General features: G+C 55.8%; 12 protein-coding genes. 6 read left to right on the top strand and 6 right to left on the bottom strand.

Going from position 1 to position 15325, the window contains the following annotated elements:
* Positions 1–69 precede the first annotated feature (69 nt).
* From murG to DWY76_RS06960, 3 genes are read left to right on the top strand one after another with little or no spacing between them, the layout of a single operon-like run.
* On the top strand, positions 70–1194 hold the full coding sequence (murG, locus tag DWY76_RS06950; protein ID WP_097774340.1) for an undecaprenyldiphospho-muramoylpentapeptide beta-N-acetylglucosaminyltransferase: 1125 nt from the start codon (positions 70–72) through the stop codon (positions 1192–1194).
* Positions 1195–1227: 33 nt separating this feature from the next.
* Positions 1228–2793, top strand: coding sequence for an FtsQ-type POTRA domain-containing protein (locus tag DWY76_RS06955; protein WP_120080599.1), 1566 nt, complete (start codon positions 1228–1230; stop codon positions 2791–2793).
* A 27-nt stretch (positions 2794–2820) separates the two neighbouring features.
* Positions 2821–4299: a UDP-N-acetylmuramoyl-L-alanyl-D-glutamate--2,6-diaminopimelate ligase gene (locus DWY76_RS06960; protein WP_120080600.1), complete on the top strand. Its 1479-nt coding sequence runs from the start codon at positions 2821–2823 to the stop codon at positions 4297–4299.
* Between the two features lie 58 nt (positions 4300–4357).
* On the opposite strand, the gene DWY76_RS06965 is transcribed toward DWY76_RS06960, so the two are convergent.
* From DWY76_RS06965 to serC, 4 genes are all read right to left on the bottom strand, one after another.
* The gene (locus tag DWY76_RS06965; protein WP_207665834.1) at positions 4358–6460 is read right to left on the bottom strand and encodes a heavy metal translocating P-type ATPase; all 2103 of its coding nucleotides are present in this window, start codon (positions 6458–6460) and stop codon (positions 4358–4360) included.
* A 144-nt stretch (positions 6461–6604) separates the two neighbouring features.
* A complete protein-coding gene (locus DWY76_RS06970) occupies positions 6605–6886 on the bottom strand; it encodes a DUF6110 family protein (RefSeq protein ID WP_005944105.1) in 282 nt (93 codons plus the stop codon).
* Positions 6887–7334: 448 nt separating this feature from the next.
* Positions 7335–8495, bottom strand: coding sequence for a phosphoglycerate dehydrogenase (locus tag DWY76_RS06975; RefSeq protein ID WP_120080601.1), 1161 nt, complete (start codon positions 8493–8495; stop codon positions 7335–7337).
* A gap of 165 nt (positions 8496–8660) precedes the next feature.
* A complete protein-coding gene (gene serC / locus DWY76_RS06980; RefSeq protein ID WP_120080647.1) occupies positions 8661–9743 on the bottom strand; it encodes a 3-phosphoserine/phosphohydroxythreonine transaminase in 1083 nt (360 codons plus the stop codon).
* A 331-nt stretch (positions 9744–10074) separates the two neighbouring features.
* Here serC and DWY76_RS06985 point away from each other — a divergent pair, with 331 nt between their 5' ends.
* Genes DWY76_RS06985 through DWY76_RS06995 form a run of 3 tightly spaced genes read left to right on the top strand, consistent with a single transcriptional unit; the run spans position 10075 to position 12196 of the window.
* Positions 10075–10497: a BlaI/MecI/CopY family transcriptional regulator gene (locus DWY76_RS06985; RefSeq protein WP_120080602.1), complete on the top strand. Its 423-nt coding sequence runs from the start codon at positions 10075–10077 to the stop codon at positions 10495–10497.
* Between the two features lie 15 nt (positions 10498–10512).
* Positions 10513–11940 (top strand): 23S rRNA (uracil(1939)-C(5))-methyltransferase RlmD, encoded by a 1428-nt coding sequence (gene rlmD / locus DWY76_RS06990; protein WP_120080603.1) that lies wholly within the window; start codon positions 10513–10515, stop codon positions 11938–11940.
* A 10-nt stretch (positions 11941–11950) separates the two neighbouring features.
* On the top strand, positions 11951–12196 hold the full coding sequence (locus DWY76_RS06995) for a DUF6061 family protein (RefSeq protein WP_015538088.1): 246 nt from the start codon (positions 11951–11953) through the stop codon (positions 12194–12196).
* Positions 12197–12278: 82 nt separating this feature from the next.
* Here DWY76_RS06995 and DWY76_RS07000 read toward each other — a convergent pair whose 3' ends face one another.
* Together DWY76_RS07000 and DWY76_RS07005 are read right to left on the bottom strand one after the other, a co-directional pair.
* Positions 12279–14501 carry an ABC transporter permease gene (locus tag DWY76_RS07000; protein ID WP_118412327.1) on the bottom strand — a complete coding sequence of 741 codons (2223 nt, stop codon included), beginning with the start codon at positions 14499–14501 and terminating at the stop codon, positions 12279–12281.
* Entirely contained in the window at positions 14491–15258 is a 768-nt protein-coding gene (locus DWY76_RS07005) for an ABC transporter ATP-binding protein (protein ID WP_102287017.1), read from the bottom strand. The genes DWY76_RS07000 and DWY76_RS07005 overlap by 11 nt, the downstream gene beginning before the upstream one ends.
* Positions 15259–15325: the final 67 nt, after the last annotated feature.

Here is a 15325-nt window from a genome sequence, read left to right on the forward strand (position 1 = left end):
AGGGCGCAGGCCAGTGGGGAGCTCCCCGATGGCCTGACCAGATGCACTAATAATAGAGGAGGAATCGTCATGCGAGTTCTGATCGCTGCCGGCGGCACTGCCGGCCATATCAACCCGGCACTTGCCATTGCAGGTGCTATCAAAAAGGCAGACCCTTCTGCCGAGATCCACTTTGCCGGCCGCAAGGAGGGCATGGAGTACCGCCTGGTAGGACAGGCGGGCTATCCCTTCCACCATATCGAGATCACCGGTTTCCAGCGCAGGCTGTCGCTGAACAACATCAAGCGCAACATCGTTACGCTGTGGAATCTGGCCCTCTCTGGCCCCAAGGCAAAGGCCATTATGAAGGAGGTCAAACCCGATCTTGTGATCGGCTGCGGCGGCTATGTGTCCGGCCCGGTGGTGCGCTGTGCCGCCAAAATGGGCATCCACACCGCCATTCATGAGCAGAACGCCTTCCCCGGCGTGACCAACAAGCTGCTGGCACCGGATGTGGATCTCGTGTTTGCCGCCGTGCCTGCTGCTGTGGAAAAGCTGGGCGCACCTGATAAGACCATCGTGGTGGGCAATCCGGTGCGCCCGGAGGTGTTCACCAAGGCAAAGGACCGCGATGCCATCCGCGCTGAGCTGGGCGCGGGCGACCGCACGGTGATCCTTTCCTTCGGCGGCAGCCTTGGCGCACGCCGCGTCAACGAAGTGGTGGCCGACCTGTGTGCATGGGAACAGCACGAGAAGAAGCCGGTGCTGCATCTCCACGCTACCGGCCAGTACGGTGTGCAGCTGTTCAAGGATCTGGAAAAGGAAAAGAACTTCGCGGAGGGCGACGGCCTTGTGGTGAAGGAATACATCAACAATATGCCGGAACTGCTGGCTGCGGCAGACCTTGTCATCAGCCGCGCCGGTGCGCTGACGCTGGCCGAGCTGGAAGCTGTTGGCCGTGCAGCCGTGCTCATCCCCAGCCCCAATGTGGCTGAGAACCACCAGTACTTCAATGCCATGGAACTGCAGAAGGCCGATGCCGCTGTGGTGATCGAGGAAAAAGACCTGACCGGCGAAAAGCTGGTGAGCACGGTGTCCGACATGTTGGCACAGCCCGGCAAGCTGGCTGAGATGGGCAAAAATGCCCGCAGCCTGTCGGTGGATGACAGCCTTGACCGTATTGCAGACGCTCTGATGAAACTGGTGCAGAAGTAAAACAAAACCTAAACCGGAAAGGAGGTGTGCGCCATGCAGCAATACCGCAATAACAGAAACAACGGTAATATCTACGACCTGCGGAAAGACCTGCAGCATACTCCGCCGCCTTCACAACAAAAAGGATCTTCCGGCAGTGCGGACGGGCGCTATGGCTTCAACGGGGAACCGCTGAGCTTTGCGCCGGACCGCACCGCCAATGGTACGGTGCGCCGCACCCGTACCGATAACAGTATCGAGTTCCCTTCGCAGCCGCGCCGCACCGAACAGAGCGGCACCCGGCGCACCAGCGGCCAGAACCGGAACCGTACCGCGCAGCGAAGCCGCACGGCCCAGCCGGAACAGCGTGCATCCGGCACGGCCCGCAAGCCGCAGCAGCGCCGTTCACAGGGGCAGAAGCCGCGCAAGACAGCGGCTCAGGCAGCGCAGCAGCGCTACAAAAACCAGCGTCTGCGCCCGGCACACCAGCAGCCACGCGACCCGGTACAGCGGGAAAAACGCAAGAAGCGCCGCCTGACCCGCGCCGCGCTGAAGCGGCGGCGGATGCTGCGGCGACTGATGGCCTTTGTGACCCTGCTGGCCGTGATTGCCGCCGGTGTTTACCTGACCATGACCATGCTGTTTAAGATCGGCACCATTCAGGTGCAGACGGCGGACGGCACCGTGGTGCAGGAGGTGGGCGGCTATTCCAGCAGCCAGATTCTGCAGGCACTGGGTGTGCAGACCGAAGAGAACATTTTCAGCTTTGACCCCGCCGCCAAGGAAGCGGAACTGGAAAAGCAGTTCCCGCTGCTGGAATCCATCAGGGTGGTTCGGGATTATCCCAACACGGTGGTGGTGCAGGTGACCGAGGCGGTGCCTACCTATGCCATGCAGACGAAGAGCGGCTGGCTGACCCTCTCGGATCAGTTCAAGATCCTGGCCTGCGAGTCTGCCCAGCCGGAAGAACTCAAGACCCTATACGGCGGCGAGCCGGTGTCGGTGACACCCGGCGACCAGCTGGCCTTTGCAGCGCAGGCAGACCCGGCGGCATCGGATGCATCCGGTTCGGCAGCAGCTTCGGCAGCAGCTTCGGCAGCAGCTTCGGCAGCGGTGCAGACGGACGACCGTCTGGATGCACTGAATGAGCTGCAGGCAAAGCTGGAAGAGTATGGGATGCTGGACGATGTGACCCGCATGGAATTTGCGGACACCGACCAGATGGCATTTTTGTATCAGGATCGTGTCAGTGTGCTTCTGGGTACACGGAACGATCTGGATTATAAGCTGGACCGCGCACGCTATGTGCTGACCAATGCCGACGGCAAGGGTTGTGCCCCTACCGACACCGGCAGACTGGATTTCAGCCATGTCAGCGCGGGCAGCACCCGTAAAATTTACTTTGCACAGGGCCAGCCGACCCTGCCCTCCGGTTATGTTGTGCCGGAAAAGACCGTGCCGGAAGAGCCTGACACCTCTGCTGCCGAGGATACTGCGGCAGACGGTGCAGAGGATGCCGCTGCGGCTCAGCCTGCGGACGATACGGCGGCAGCTGCGGAAGAAACACCGCTGACCGACCCCGCCCGCATGACCGCAAATAACGAAGAAAACCCCATTTGACAAAATGTTTTGAGGAGCGTGTGCAGTATGAAACTGGAACAGTTACTGGAAGGCGTGCCCTTTACCCTTGCGCAGGGCAGTCTGGACACCGAGATCTCGGATATCATCTACGACAGCCGCAAGGCGGCACCGGGCCTTTTGTTCGTGTGCATCGTGGGCACCCAGCGTGACAGCCATGAGTTTGCCGCCGACTGCGCGGCAAAGGGTGTCAGCGCACTGGTCATCCAGCACGACATCGACCTTTCCGCCCTGCCGGGCGTGACCGTGGTCAAGGTGGAAAGCAGCCGCTATGCCATGGCCCTGATGAGCGCGAACCTTTTTGGCAACCCGTCCCGCAAGATGACCATGATCGGTGTGACCGGCACCAAGGGCAAGACCACTACCACCCACATGATCAAGAGCGTGCTGGAAGCTGCAGGCCGCAAGGTGGGCATGATCGGCACCAACGGCATTTATTATATGGGCCGCCACAAGGAAACTGCCAACACCACCCCAGAAAGCTACGAACTGCAAAAGACCTTTCGGGAGTTTCTGGACGCAGGCTGCGACACCGCGCTGATGGAGGTTTCCAGCCAGGGCCTGATGATGGACCGCGTGGCCGGTGTGCACTACAATGTGGGCGTGTTCACCAACCTTTCGCCGGATCACATCGGCCCCGGCGAGCACAAGACCTTTGAGGAGTACCGCAGCTGGAAGGGCCAGCTGTTCAAGCGCTGCGATGTGGGCGTGGTGAACATTGACGATGAGAATACCGAAGCACTTCTGGAAGGCCACACCTGCCGCCTTGTCACCTATGGCCGCGCTGAGCAGGCGGACTACCGCGAGACCGGCTTTGAACTGCTGCGCACCCACGATTTTCTGGGCGTGAAGTTCCATGTGACCGGCAAGGACGAGATGGATGTGAAGGTGAATATGCCCGGTGAGTTCAGCGTGTACAACGCGCTGGCAGCTCTGGCGGTGGGCAAGGTGCTGGGCCTGCCGGATCAGGCCATTCACGACGGCCTTGGCAAGTGCGTGGTCAAGGGCCGCGTGGAGCTGGTGCCCATCAGCAAGAAGTTCACCATCCTGCTGGACTACGCCCACAACGAGGTGTCCACCGAAAGCCTGCTCACCACTCTGCGGGCCTACAAGCCCCACCGTCTGGTGGTGGTGTTCGGCTGCGGCGGCAACCGCTCCAAGCTGCGCCGCTACGGCATGGGCGAGATCTGCGCCAAAATGGCCGATTTCTCCATCCTTACCGAGGACAACAACCGCTTTGAAAAGGTGGAGGACATCCTTGCTGATATCCGCGTGGGCATGAACAAGGGCAACCCGGACGCAAAGTTCGTGGAGATCCCCGACCGTCTGGATGCGCTGCACTACGCAGTGGATCACGCGCAGGAGGGCGACCTGATTGCCGTCATTGGCAAGGGCCACGAGACCTACCGTGACCGCGAGGGTGTCAAGACCCCGTTCCTAGAGCGGGAGCTGCTGGAAGAGTATGCACAGCAGATCGGGCTGGAATAACAGATAAAAAAATAACGCCGTGTCGAATGTTCAGACACGGCGTTATTTTTTGCGGTAATTATGCTTTCAGCTGCGGAGCCTTGTTCTCCGGCAGGAGATTGGTCATGCTCTTCAGGCTGATGCCGATGGTGGAGAGATTGTGCAGCATGGCAGAGGAGGCCGGCTGCAGGATGCCCAGAGCACCCAGCGCGATGAGGGCCGAGTTGAAGGTGAGCACGAAGCGGTAGTTTGCGTGCACGCGCTTTTGCAGAGAGTTGGCGATGGCCTTGAGGGCCACCAGCTCCTCCAGACTGTCGGCTTTGATGGTCACGTCTGCGATCTCGCGGGCGATGGCAGCGCCGGAGTTGATGGCAATGCCAATGTCGGCAGCGGACAGGGCGGGGGAGTCGTTGATGCCGTCACCGATCATCACCACGGTGTGGCCCTCGGCCTTGGCCTGCTGGACGAAGTTTGCCTTGTCCTCGGGCAGCACCTCGGCAAAGAAGCGGTCCACGCCCACCTGCTTTGCAATGGCGGCAGCGGTGCGCTCGCTGTCGCCGGTCATCATGACGGTGTTCCGGATGCCCAGCGCACGCAGGCCGTTCAGCACAGCGGCGGCTTCCGGGCGCAGCGGGTCGGAGATGCAGATGACGCCCACCAGCTGCCCGCTGGCTGCCATGTACAGGTGCGAATACGCGGGCTTGAGGGCATCGAACTTCTGCTGCTCGGCTGTGGGGATGGTGCACTTTTCATCCTCAAAGACGAAGTGGTAGCTGCCGATGACCACCCGTTCGCCACCTACGCGGCTTGCAATGCCGTGGGCCACGATGTACTCCACCTCGGAGTGCATCTCCTCATGGGAAATGCCGCGCTCTTTGGCGGCACGCACCACGGCGTTGGCCATGGAATGGGGGAAGTGCTCTTCCAGACATGCGGCCAGCTGCAGAACTTCGCGCTCGTTGCAGCCGGAGAAGGGCACGACCTCCACTACCTGCGGGGTGGCACGGGTGAGGGTGCCGGTCTTGTCGAACACGATAGTGTCGGCCTGAGACAGCGCTTCCAGATACTTGCCGCCCTTGACGGTGATGTGATAGCTGCCGCACTCGCGCATGGCGGAGAGGACGGCCAGCGGCATGGAGAGCTTGAGCGCGCAGGAGAAGTCCACCATCAGGCAGGAGATGGCGCGGGTGGCGTTGCGGGTGAGCAGATAGGTGACCACCGTTGCGCCCAGACACCATGGCACCAGCTTGTCGGCCAGCACCAGCGCACGGTTCTCGGTGCTGGACTTGAGCTTTTCGGATTCCTCGATCATGGCCACGATCTTGTCGTAGCGGTTGGAACCGCCCTCGGCCTTGGCGATAAAGACGCACTCGCCCTCCTCCACAACGGTGCCGGCATAGAGGGTGGACCCCTCTGCCTTGCGCACCGGCATAGCTTCGCCGGTCAGGGCAGCCTGATTCACCATGGCTTCGCCTTCCAGCACGGTGCCGTCCAGCGGGATCATGTTGCCGCTGCGCACGACCACCTCATCGCCGGAGCGTACTTTGGTCAGAGGCACCAGCACTTCGGTGCCTTGGCTGCGCACCCACACCTTGTCCACGTTCAGGGCCATGCTGCGGGCCAGATCGTCCAGACTCTTCTTGCGGGTCCACTCTTCCAGCAGAGAGCCCAGATTCAGCAGGAACATGACAGAACCGGCGGTGCCAAAGTCGCCGCGCAGCAGCGAGACGCCGATGGACAAAGCGTCCAGCACCTCCACTTCCAGCCTGCGGCTCAGCACGCAGCGCACACCCTTCCAGAGAAAGCGGATGGAGCGGAAGGCGGTGTAGGCAGCGTCAAGGGGTGCGGGCAGGAACAGCTTGCGCAGGCAGCGGCCTGCCACCAGATCGAACATTTTATCCTGATATTCCCGGTTCAGCCTGCGGCTGTCGGCGGAGGTGACCAGAGCGTCATACTCGGCCACATCGAACTTGTAGCCTGCCAGAATGGCAATGGCGGCGGTGCGCTTGCCGGTATAGGTAATGACCACATCGCCCGTGCGCTCGTAAACGGCGGCATGGACGATGGCATCTTTGTGGTTCAGATATGCTTCCAGCACATCGGCACGGTGCAAAGTCATGCGGACGTTTTCCACATGCACGCGCATCCGGCCCTTGCCTTCATGCAGAATGGTACATTTCATATATCAAATATCCTTCTCTATCTTTTTGCCGCAGCGTCAGGCTGCTATACCCTGCACGCCTGCGGCCCCACTCTCACAAAAAAGAGCCGCCCGAAGGCGGCTCGAAAGCCACGTTGGGGCTTTCAGTGCTTTACGAACCGAAAATTACTCAGCGGTCTCTTCGGTGGTCTCCTCGGCGGCATCCTCGATCACAGCAGCCTCGGCTTCAACAGCACGAGCCTCGTTGATGGCCTTTGCATCGGCCAGAATGTCACCGGCCTGCTCCTGGACCTTACTGACGGTCTCCATGGTGGAGTCCTTCATGCGCAGCACGGCAGCAGTGGTCTGGGTGTAGACCTTCTTGGCGTCCTTGCTGGACAGCAGCTTGAAACCGGCAGAACCGAACAGAGTGCCGGCGGCGAACAGTGCGATCTTCTTGATATCCATAGTAACTTCCCTACCTTTTCTATTTCCTGTCAGAGGCCCTGTACCGCAGGACCTGTAAGATGAATATACCGGCCCAAAAGCCGGAGAACAGGGTGGACATTTCCCTTCTGTCGAGCCTATTGTAGCACAGAATTTACCATTTTCAAGCTTTTTCTTGAATGTTAATACATGTAAACTTTTTACGATGTGTAGTTAGAAAAAGCTATCTCTAACGCGTTTTTTAAGACAAACTACAGTTTGTAAATGGAAACTAACCGGCAGATGGGACGAGAAAGAATTTCCAGTTTGTAAAAAATCCTGGTTTGGAAATGCAGGTTGCCGCCACGGCCCTTCTCTGTGAAAAAGCAACCCGGAAAAATCCGCAGACTTTTCCGGGTTGCTAAAATAAAAATCGTTTTCCGCTGAAGATGCCAAGAGCGACGCGGCGGGCATTTTAAACCGTTTTGCTTTACAGGATGCGCACCCGGATCACGGCGGGGATGGCGGCCAGCTTTTCGGCCAGCTTCTTGTCCACAGCACCGGTAGCATCCAGCATGGTGTAGGCCATGTTCTTTTTGCTCTTGTTCACCATATTCTCGATGTTCAGGCCGGCTTCGGTGGTCAGGGCGGTGATCTGGCTGATCATGCCGGGCTCGTTTTTGTGGATGATGCAGATGCGCTTGCCGCCGGCTCTGGGCTGGTTGACCTCCGGCATGTTCACCGAGTGGATGATGTTGCCGTTCTTCAGGTAGTCGCTCAGCTCCTTTGCAGCCATCACGGCGCAGTTGTCCTCGGCTTCCGGGGTGGAAGCGCCCAGATGCGGGGTGCACACGATGCCGGGCTTGCCCAGAATGGCCTCAGACGGGAAGTCGGTCATATAGCCGGACACCTTGCCGGTCTCCATGGCTTCCAGCAGGGCTTCGGTGTTGACCAGTTCGCCGCGGGCATAGTTCAGGATCTTCACGCCGTCCTTGCACAGGGCAAGGGTCTGGACGTTGATGGTGTCCTTGGTGGTGGGCAGGTAGGGCACATGGATGGTGATGTAGTCGCACAGGGGCAGCATGTCGTTCAGGTTCACGCAGTGGCGTACCTGACTGCTCAGGTTCCATGCGGCATCAATGGAGATGTAGGGGTCGTAGCCGTAGACCTCCATGCCCAGCTCAATGGCGCAGTTGGCCACGCGGGAGCCGATGGCACCCAGACCGATGACACCCAGCGTCTTGCCCTTGATCTCGTTGCCCACGAACTGCTTCTTGCCCTTTTCCACGGTCTTTGCCATGGCGGGGTCGCCGACAAGGCCCTGACACCACTGGGCAGCAACAGCCACATTGCGGCTTCCGGCGATCAGCATGCCGATCACCAGCTCGGCTACAGCGTTGGCGTTGGCACCGGGGGTGTTGAACACCACGATGCCCTGCTCACTGCAGCGGTCCAGCGGGATGTTGTTCACGCCGGCACCGGCGCGGGCGATGGCCAGAAGATTGTCGTTGAAGGCGGTATTCAGCATGTCGGCGCTGCGAACGAGGATGCCGTCCGGGGCATCGGTGTCCACAGCCACGTCAAACTGCTTGTTGTTCAGCTTTGCCAGACCCACCGGGCTGATGGCGTTCAAAGTTTTGATGGTGTACATAGTCCAGATTTCCCTTCTATTATACAGGAACCCTCTCAGTCACGGCTTGCGCCGTGCCAGCTCTCCCGAAGGGCGAGCTTAGAAAGCGGGTTCGATCAAGTTGTCCCTCTGATAAAAAGCTCCCCCCTCGGGGGAGCTGCCGAACGAAGTGAGGCTGAGAGGGTTTTATGCGTTCTCCTTGCGGAACTTCTCCATGAAGTCCACCAGCTTGTCCACGCCCTCGGCGGGCATTGCGTTGTAAATGGAAGCGCGCATACCACCTACCAGACGGTGGCCCTTCAGGTTCACGAAGCCTGCTTCTGCAGCTTCGGCGCAGAATTTCTTGTCCAGATCTGCATTGGGGCTGGTGAAGGTGACATTCATGGTGCTGCGGTAGCGGTGCTCCACAGGATTCGTGAAGAAGCCCTGACCGTCCAGATAGTCGTACAGCACTTTGGCCTTGGCTTCGTTGATCTTCTGCATGTTGGCAAGACCGCCGATGTCGTTTTCCAGATACTTGAGCACCAGACCGGTCATATAAATGCACCAGCAGGGGGGCGTGTTGTACATGCTGTCCTTGTTCAGCAGAGTGGTGTAGTTCATCATGGTGGGCACGTTGTCGGCGGCATGGCCCAGCAGGTCGTCGCGGACGATGGCAATTGCCATGCCGGCGGGAGCTACATTCTTCTGCACGCCGAAGTAGATGCAGCCGTACTTGGTCACATCCACGGGCTTGGAGAGGATCATGGAGCTCATGTCGGCTACCAGAGGCACACCCTCCACCTGCGGCACCTCGACAAACTGAGTGCCGAAGATGGTGTTGTTCTGGCAGATGTGGATGTAGCTGGCATCCTTATTGTAAGGGATGGCGTTCACATCCGGGATGTAGGTGAAGTTCTTGTCCTTGCTGGAGGCCACGATGTTGGCCTCGCCGAACTTGGCGGCTTCCTTGGCGGCCAGGTTGGAGAAGTTGCCGGTGACGATGTAGTCCGCCTTGCCGGTGGTCATAAAGTTCAGCGGCACCATGGCAAACTGCTGGGTCGCACCGCCCTGAAAGAAACCGACCTTGTAGTTGTCGGGGATGTTCATCACGCGGCGCAGGGTGGCCTCGGTGTCCTTGATGATGGCATCGAACCACTTGCTGCGGTGGCTCATCTCCATCACGCTCTGACCGCTGTCGCCATACTCGAGCAGCTCTGCCTGTGCCTGCTTGAGCACCTTCTCGGGCAGCATGCTGGGGCCTGCGCTGAAGTTGTAAACTCGTGCCATAATGAACTCTCCCTTTCCTGTATCGCACAGCACCGCGGTTTTCTGCGGTGCGTTCTGTTGATTGCTGTAGCCGTAGTATACCGGTTTTGCAGGGATGAAAACAAGAGCATCTTTGCACAAAGATACGGCGCAAAAGCCCCTGCGCGGGCACAAAGCACACAAATGTCCTTGATAGAAAAACAAAAACAAAGACAAACGTAAAATAGAGCCGGAAAAGCCTGATTTCATCGGCGTTTCCGGCTCTTGCGCTTTGGCACAGAAATTGGTATAATAATAAAACAAAGACAAACGTAAAAGAGAAAAAGATGCCAAAAGGAGGGAGAACAGCAGGATGTATGGCATCCCGGACAGTGTAAAGCCGCTTTCGGCGGCAGAGGAGCAGGTCATGCTTGCCGTGTGGGCCTGCCGTGCGCCCGTCACCCGGCGGGATATCGACGCAAAGCTGCGCGCAAAGGGCTGGGCACCGGCGACCGTGCTCAACTTTCTTTACCGGCTGGAGGAGAAAGGCTGGGTGAAAAGCGGCAAGGATGGCAACCGCAACACCTACACTCCGGCCATCACCCAGCGCGCCTACAACGTGTGGAGTATGCGCGAACGGCTGGACACCCTCTTTGGCGGCGACCTTGCGGCGGCGGTGTGCGCGCTGGTCAGCGAGAGCGGCTGCGGCCAGAGCGAGCTGGAACAGGCCATGAAGGTGCTGGAGGAAAAGCATCTGGAAGCGGAAGAATATGATCTGTATGACCCTTATGGGTAAAAAGGAGAGCAGAAGATGGATTGCAAACTGCGTGCCAAAAACTGCGGCGGCTGCCCGATGCTGGGCATGGACTACGCCGCACAGCTGAAACAGAAAGAAGAGACCGTGAAAAAGCTGCTGGGCAGATTCGGCCCGGTGGAGCACATCCGGGGCATGGAAACGCCGTACCACTATCGGAACAAGGTGATCTCCACCTTTACCACCGGCTGGGGTGGAAAACTTACCTCCGGCATCTACGCGGCAAACAGCCACAAGGTGCTGCCGGTGGAAAGCTGCCTTTTGCAGGACGAAGTGCTGGACAAGACCATGCTGGCTGTGCGCGCAGCGGCGGGCGCCTGCCATTACCAGCCTTTTAATGAGGATAAGGGCACCGGCCTTCTGCGTCACTGCCTGCTGCGGCGCGGCGTTATGACCGGGCAGGTGATGGTGGTGCTGGTGACAGCTCAGCCGGTGCTGCCGGGTGCCAAGAACTTTGTCAAAGCCCTGCTGACCGAAGCCGGAAAGCAGGGCGTGGCCATCACCACCATCGTCCAGAACGTGAACGACCGCAAAACCAGCGTGGTGCTGGGCGATATGGAAAAGGTGCTGTACGGCAAGGGCTTCATTCTGGATACCCTCTGCGGCAAGACCTATGCGCTCAGCCCACGCAGCTTTTATCAGATCAATCATACCCAAACCGAAGTGCTGTACGGCCTTGCAGTGGACGCGGCGCATCTCACCGGCAAAGAAGTGGTGCTGGATGCCTACTGCGGCATCGGAACCATCGGCCTGACCGCCGCCGACCATGCAAAGCAGGTAGTGGGCGTGGAGGTGAACCGCGAAGCGGTGCACGATGCCATAGGCAATGCAAAGCACAATGGCGTGAAGAACGCCCGCTTCTTTGCCGCAGATGCCACCCGGTGGATCGGCGAAGCCGCTGCGGCTGGTGAACGCGCAGACGTGATCTTTATGGACCCGCCGCGAGAGGGCTCTACGCCGCAGTTTATCGAAAGCGTGGCCCGCATGGCCCCGAAACGTGTGGTCTACGTGAGCTGCAACCCGGTCACGCTGGCCCGGGATCTGGAGCTGCTGACCCGGAAGGGATACAAAGTGGAGAGCAGCACGCCGGTGGATATGTTCCCTCACAGTGAGCATATCGAGACGGTATGTTTATTGTCCAAACTTAATGCAAAGCAACATATCGAGGTAGACATCCACATGGACGAACTTGATCTCACCGATGCAGAGAAGAAAGCCACCTATTCGGAAATCAAGGAATATGTGCTGGAGCATACCGGACTCAAGGTCAGCAGCTTGTATATCGCTCAGGTGAAGCAGAAATGCGGTATCATCGAGCGAGAAAATTACAACAAACCGAAGTCCGATGATGCAAAACAGCCCCAATGCCCGCCCGATAAGGAAAAAGCAATCAAGGAGGCGCTCAAGCACTTCGGCATGATCTAAGGAGGGCAAAATGAAGCGTTTACTTTCTTGTGAGTTCAATATGGATACTGCCTGTGTGGAGCTGAAATTTGCAAATGGCAGCATGATTGCCATTGATACGATTGCGGTAGAGAATGAGGTTGCCGATAATATATATCAGCGGTCAGAGCTGGACTGGCTGATTTACAACGATCCGGCAGCCTATGCAGATTTAGTTCTCAACGGCGACCCGGAAACATACCTGAAAACTGTTACAGAATATAAACCTTTGGACTGATTACCAGAGATAAAGCAAGCCGCCTGTGCGGGCATATCAAATGCTCATACAGGCGGCTTTTCCTTTTTGTACTGTGACTTTATCAGTTCTCCGAAATGGACCGCTTAAACAATATCCATGTACTTATGAAGTAGCATATCAGCAGTAAGAAAAGAATACCAATGATAATCCCTACTTGTACCATCAAGGCTCCGCAGCCAATATAAGCTGAGATTTCAGCAGAAACACTTTGAAGAAAATAGCCAATCACAATAATTGCTACAACGATTGCCGCTGTGATCGGCATCCCAAACCAAACACCAAGCTGTTTTAGAACCAAAGTATGCAGGTCCTTCTCTTCCACTCCCATTTTTCGCAGAACCGAAAATCTGTAGTTGTTTTTTTCTGCATCCAGGAGCTGCTGAAGAGCCAGCACGGTAAGACACATCACCATCAGAACAATTGCACCATAGATCAAGGACGCTTTTAGGATAAAGTTAAGGGCGATTATACGGTTCACTTCCGTAGTATGGACAGTTGTACTGTATCCTGCCAGATTGTCTTTATCAGGATCTTCTGGATAAGAACGCCCAAGAAGCTGTTCCAGCATTTCTGCCGTTTTGAAGGGAAGCGGATATTGGGTCATCACAAATCGGTTGCGCTGTACCGGAAGCAAGACTTGCGCTATTTCGTCAGGTATGATATACACCACATCTGTATAAAGATTATAGATGGATTCCCCCACAGGCTCCTGAAACACGGCGTTCTCACTGAGTTTCAGGGTGCCTGCGTCAGTTTCCAATAAGGTATGCTCAGCAATGTAGTTTTCAATATCCTTGTCCTCTGCTGCACGATGCCAGTGGGTAGCAAATTCATCCGTTTGTAAGATAATAGGTTCATATCCCAACATTTTCCGAACAGCGTTATAATCCTTCAGTGCGATCGCCAAGGGAGGAAAATTGTACTTTACTCGCTGGTAAAAGTCGCTTTGCTTGGGAAGATATTCCGAAAAAGTCAAATCGTCCTTTATCGCTATTTTGTTTTGTTCTATGAACGCAGTAATTTCTCCATAGTCTGTATCCGGAAGATTTTCCACTTCATAAACATCGTTGTAGCGGCTTGAAATTTGAATATCATAGACAGCCCGACTGTCCAAATAGCCCAGACTCCATCCCGTTAAAACCGGCGCAATGACAAACAAGCAGATAGAAAAAGTCAGGGTCACACAAATGATCGTCATCGTTTTCGTATTGGTAGCCAGCTTAGAGGAAAGCTGTCCAAACAGAAATAAACTCGTATTATGATATTTGCGGGACACTTTAGACTCCTTCCAGTATAGGAGCGCCGCATTCGATAAATACATGACTGCGGAAATGATAAACAAAATATCCGCAACCCCAAACAGCAAATATTGATTCAGAGTTGGAGCGTCAAATCCAAGGAAGTAGGCTTTTTCCAGTTCTGCGATGGAAAAAATCGGGATAGCGGTCAATACAGCACCAGCCAGAAGTCCGCAAAGATATCGGGAAAACCCTATTTTTCTGTGTAAAACAGCACCTGCGATTGCCCAAAGCAGCGTCAGTGCAGGGAAAAGGACATTCCCCCAATACATGAGCTTTACAGGAAGCGGATGTCTGGAATCGAAGTAAAAATGATATTTTACAGTACCTACCTCCAGCATCCACAGCAGCAGAATGCCATAGAAAATACAGATCATCGGCATCCATCTGCTTTTATGAAGCGGTTTTTCATTCTGACGGTTTGCCGTCATAAGCTCAATAATCCTGCTTTTGTTGAGAATTCTGACATTCCCGACTCCAACCAGAATCTGGCAAACAACAAAGAAGCCCACGGTCAACAGCACAGTATCCGGGAAAAACGACCAAGAAAAAGCGTAGGGTTCCCCAAAAGAAGCAAGCAGCATAGCCGTAATGACCTGAGAAACGACCATCCCCAGAAGGATTCCCACCGACACAGAGAATATGAGCAGGAAAAAAGTCTCTCCAAAAAAGAGCAGGCCTATGGTTTTTTGCTCCATTCCCAAGGTTGCCTCAACGGCAAACTCCTTTTGCTTTTTTCTCAGCATGAAACGATTGACATAGTGGATCAGAAACAACAAAAGCAAACTAATCCCGCAAATTGCCAGTTTCATACCTCCAGCCAGCAGGGAAATATTATATTCCGCACCAATGGTCGGATGATAATGGGTGCTGCTGATAGACAAAAACGCATAGAACAGGGTGACACAGAGTGTCATGGTCACAATATAAATCAAATAGTCCTTCACAGACCGCTTTGCATTTTTGAAAATAAGTTTAGCGTACATCGCTCGTGCCCCCTCCCATCATGGTAAGGACATCCAGGATTTTTTCAAAGAAAGTCCTGCGGGAATCACCCCCCTTACGGATTTCCGTAAAGATTGCCCCGTCCCTCATAAAGAGAATACGATTGGCATAGCTTGCCGAGAAAGCATCGTGTGTCACCATCAGAATCGTGGCTCCGAGATCTTCATTGATACTCTGGATCGTCGAGAGCAGCATCTGGGACGAGTGACTGTCTAACGCACCGGTGGGTTCATCCGCCAAAATCAGCTTAGGCTGATTGATAATGGCTCTGGCACAGGCGCACCGCTGCTTCTGGCCGCCGGACACCTGATAGGGGTATTTGTCCAGAATATCCGTGATATTCAGCTTTCCGGCCATTTCCCGCACCCGCCCATCAATCTCGCCTGCTGGAACCTTGTTGATGGTCAGCGCCAGGGCTATGTTTTCCGAAATGGTCAGCGTGTCCAGCAGGTTAAAATCCTGAAATACAAATCCAAGATTCTCCCGACGAAACCGGGCAATCTGTTTTTCGTTGATTTCCGTCACATCGGTTCCGTCCAGATAGATATGTCCTGCACTGACGGTATCAATGGTGGAAATACAGTTGAGCAGGGTAGTCTTGCCGGAGCCAGATGCTCCCATGATTCCTACAAATTCTCCCTCTTGAACGGAAAAGCTGATGTCCTGAATTGCTTTTGTAACATTTCCGCCATTTCCGTAATATTTTTGGATATGATCCAGTTTCAAAATTTCTTTCATTGTTATCACCTCTGATCTCTATTGTAAAATAAGAGTGGCTTCGTTTGTATCAAGTTTTCTTACAAAG

The sequence above is a fragment of the Faecalibacterium sp. AF27-11BH genome (genome assembly GCF_003603005.1).
GTDB lineage: Bacteria > Bacillota > Clostridia > Oscillospirales > Ruminococcaceae > Faecalibacterium > Faecalibacterium taiwanense.

What these genes read in the sequence shown, in the direction of transcription:
- DWY76_RS07000 (WP_118412327.1), bottom strand. Translation starts at nt 14,501, where the DNA reads ATGTACGCTAAACTTATTTTCAAAAATGCAAAGCGGTCTGTGAAGGAC.
- DWY76_RS06985 (WP_120080602.1), top strand. Translation starts at nt 10,075, where the DNA reads ATGTATGGCATCCCGGACAGTGTAAAGCCGCTTTCGGCGGCAGAGGAG.
- rlmD (WP_120080603.1), top strand. Translation starts at nt 10,513, where the DNA reads ATGGATTGCAAACTGCGTGCCAAAAACTGCGGCGGCTGCCCGATGCTG.
- serC (WP_120080647.1), bottom strand. Translation starts at nt 9,743, where the DNA reads ATGGCACGAGTTTACAACTTCAGCGCAGGCCCCAGCATGCTGCCCGAG.
- DWY76_RS06970 (WP_005944105.1), bottom strand. Translation starts at nt 6,886, where the DNA reads ATGGATATCAAGAAGATCGCACTGTTCGCCGCCGGCACTCTGTTCGGT.
- DWY76_RS06960 (WP_120080600.1), top strand. Translation starts at nt 2,821, where the DNA reads ATGAAACTGGAACAGTTACTGGAAGGCGTGCCCTTTACCCTTGCGCAG.
- DWY76_RS06975 (WP_120080601.1), bottom strand. Translation starts at nt 8,495, where the DNA reads ATGTACACCATCAAAACTTTGAACGCCATCAGCCCGGTGGGTCTGGCA.
- murG (WP_097774340.1), top strand. Translation starts at nt 70, where the DNA reads ATGCGAGTTCTGATCGCTGCCGGCGGCACTGCCGGCCATATCAACCCG.
- DWY76_RS07005 (WP_102287017.1), bottom strand. Translation starts at nt 15,258, where the DNA reads ATGAAAGAAATTTTGAAACTGGATCATATCCAAAAATATTACGGAAAT.
- DWY76_RS06965 (WP_207665834.1), bottom strand. Translation starts at nt 6,460, where the DNA reads ATGAAATGTACCATTCTGCATGAAGGCAAGGGCCGGATGCGCGTGCAT.
- DWY76_RS06955 (WP_120080599.1), top strand. Translation starts at nt 1,228, where the DNA reads ATGCAGCAATACCGCAATAACAGAAACAACGGTAATATCTACGACCTG.
- DWY76_RS06995 (WP_015538088.1), top strand. Translation starts at nt 11,951, where the DNA reads ATGAAGCGTTTACTTTCTTGTGAGTTCAATATGGATACTGCCTGTGTG.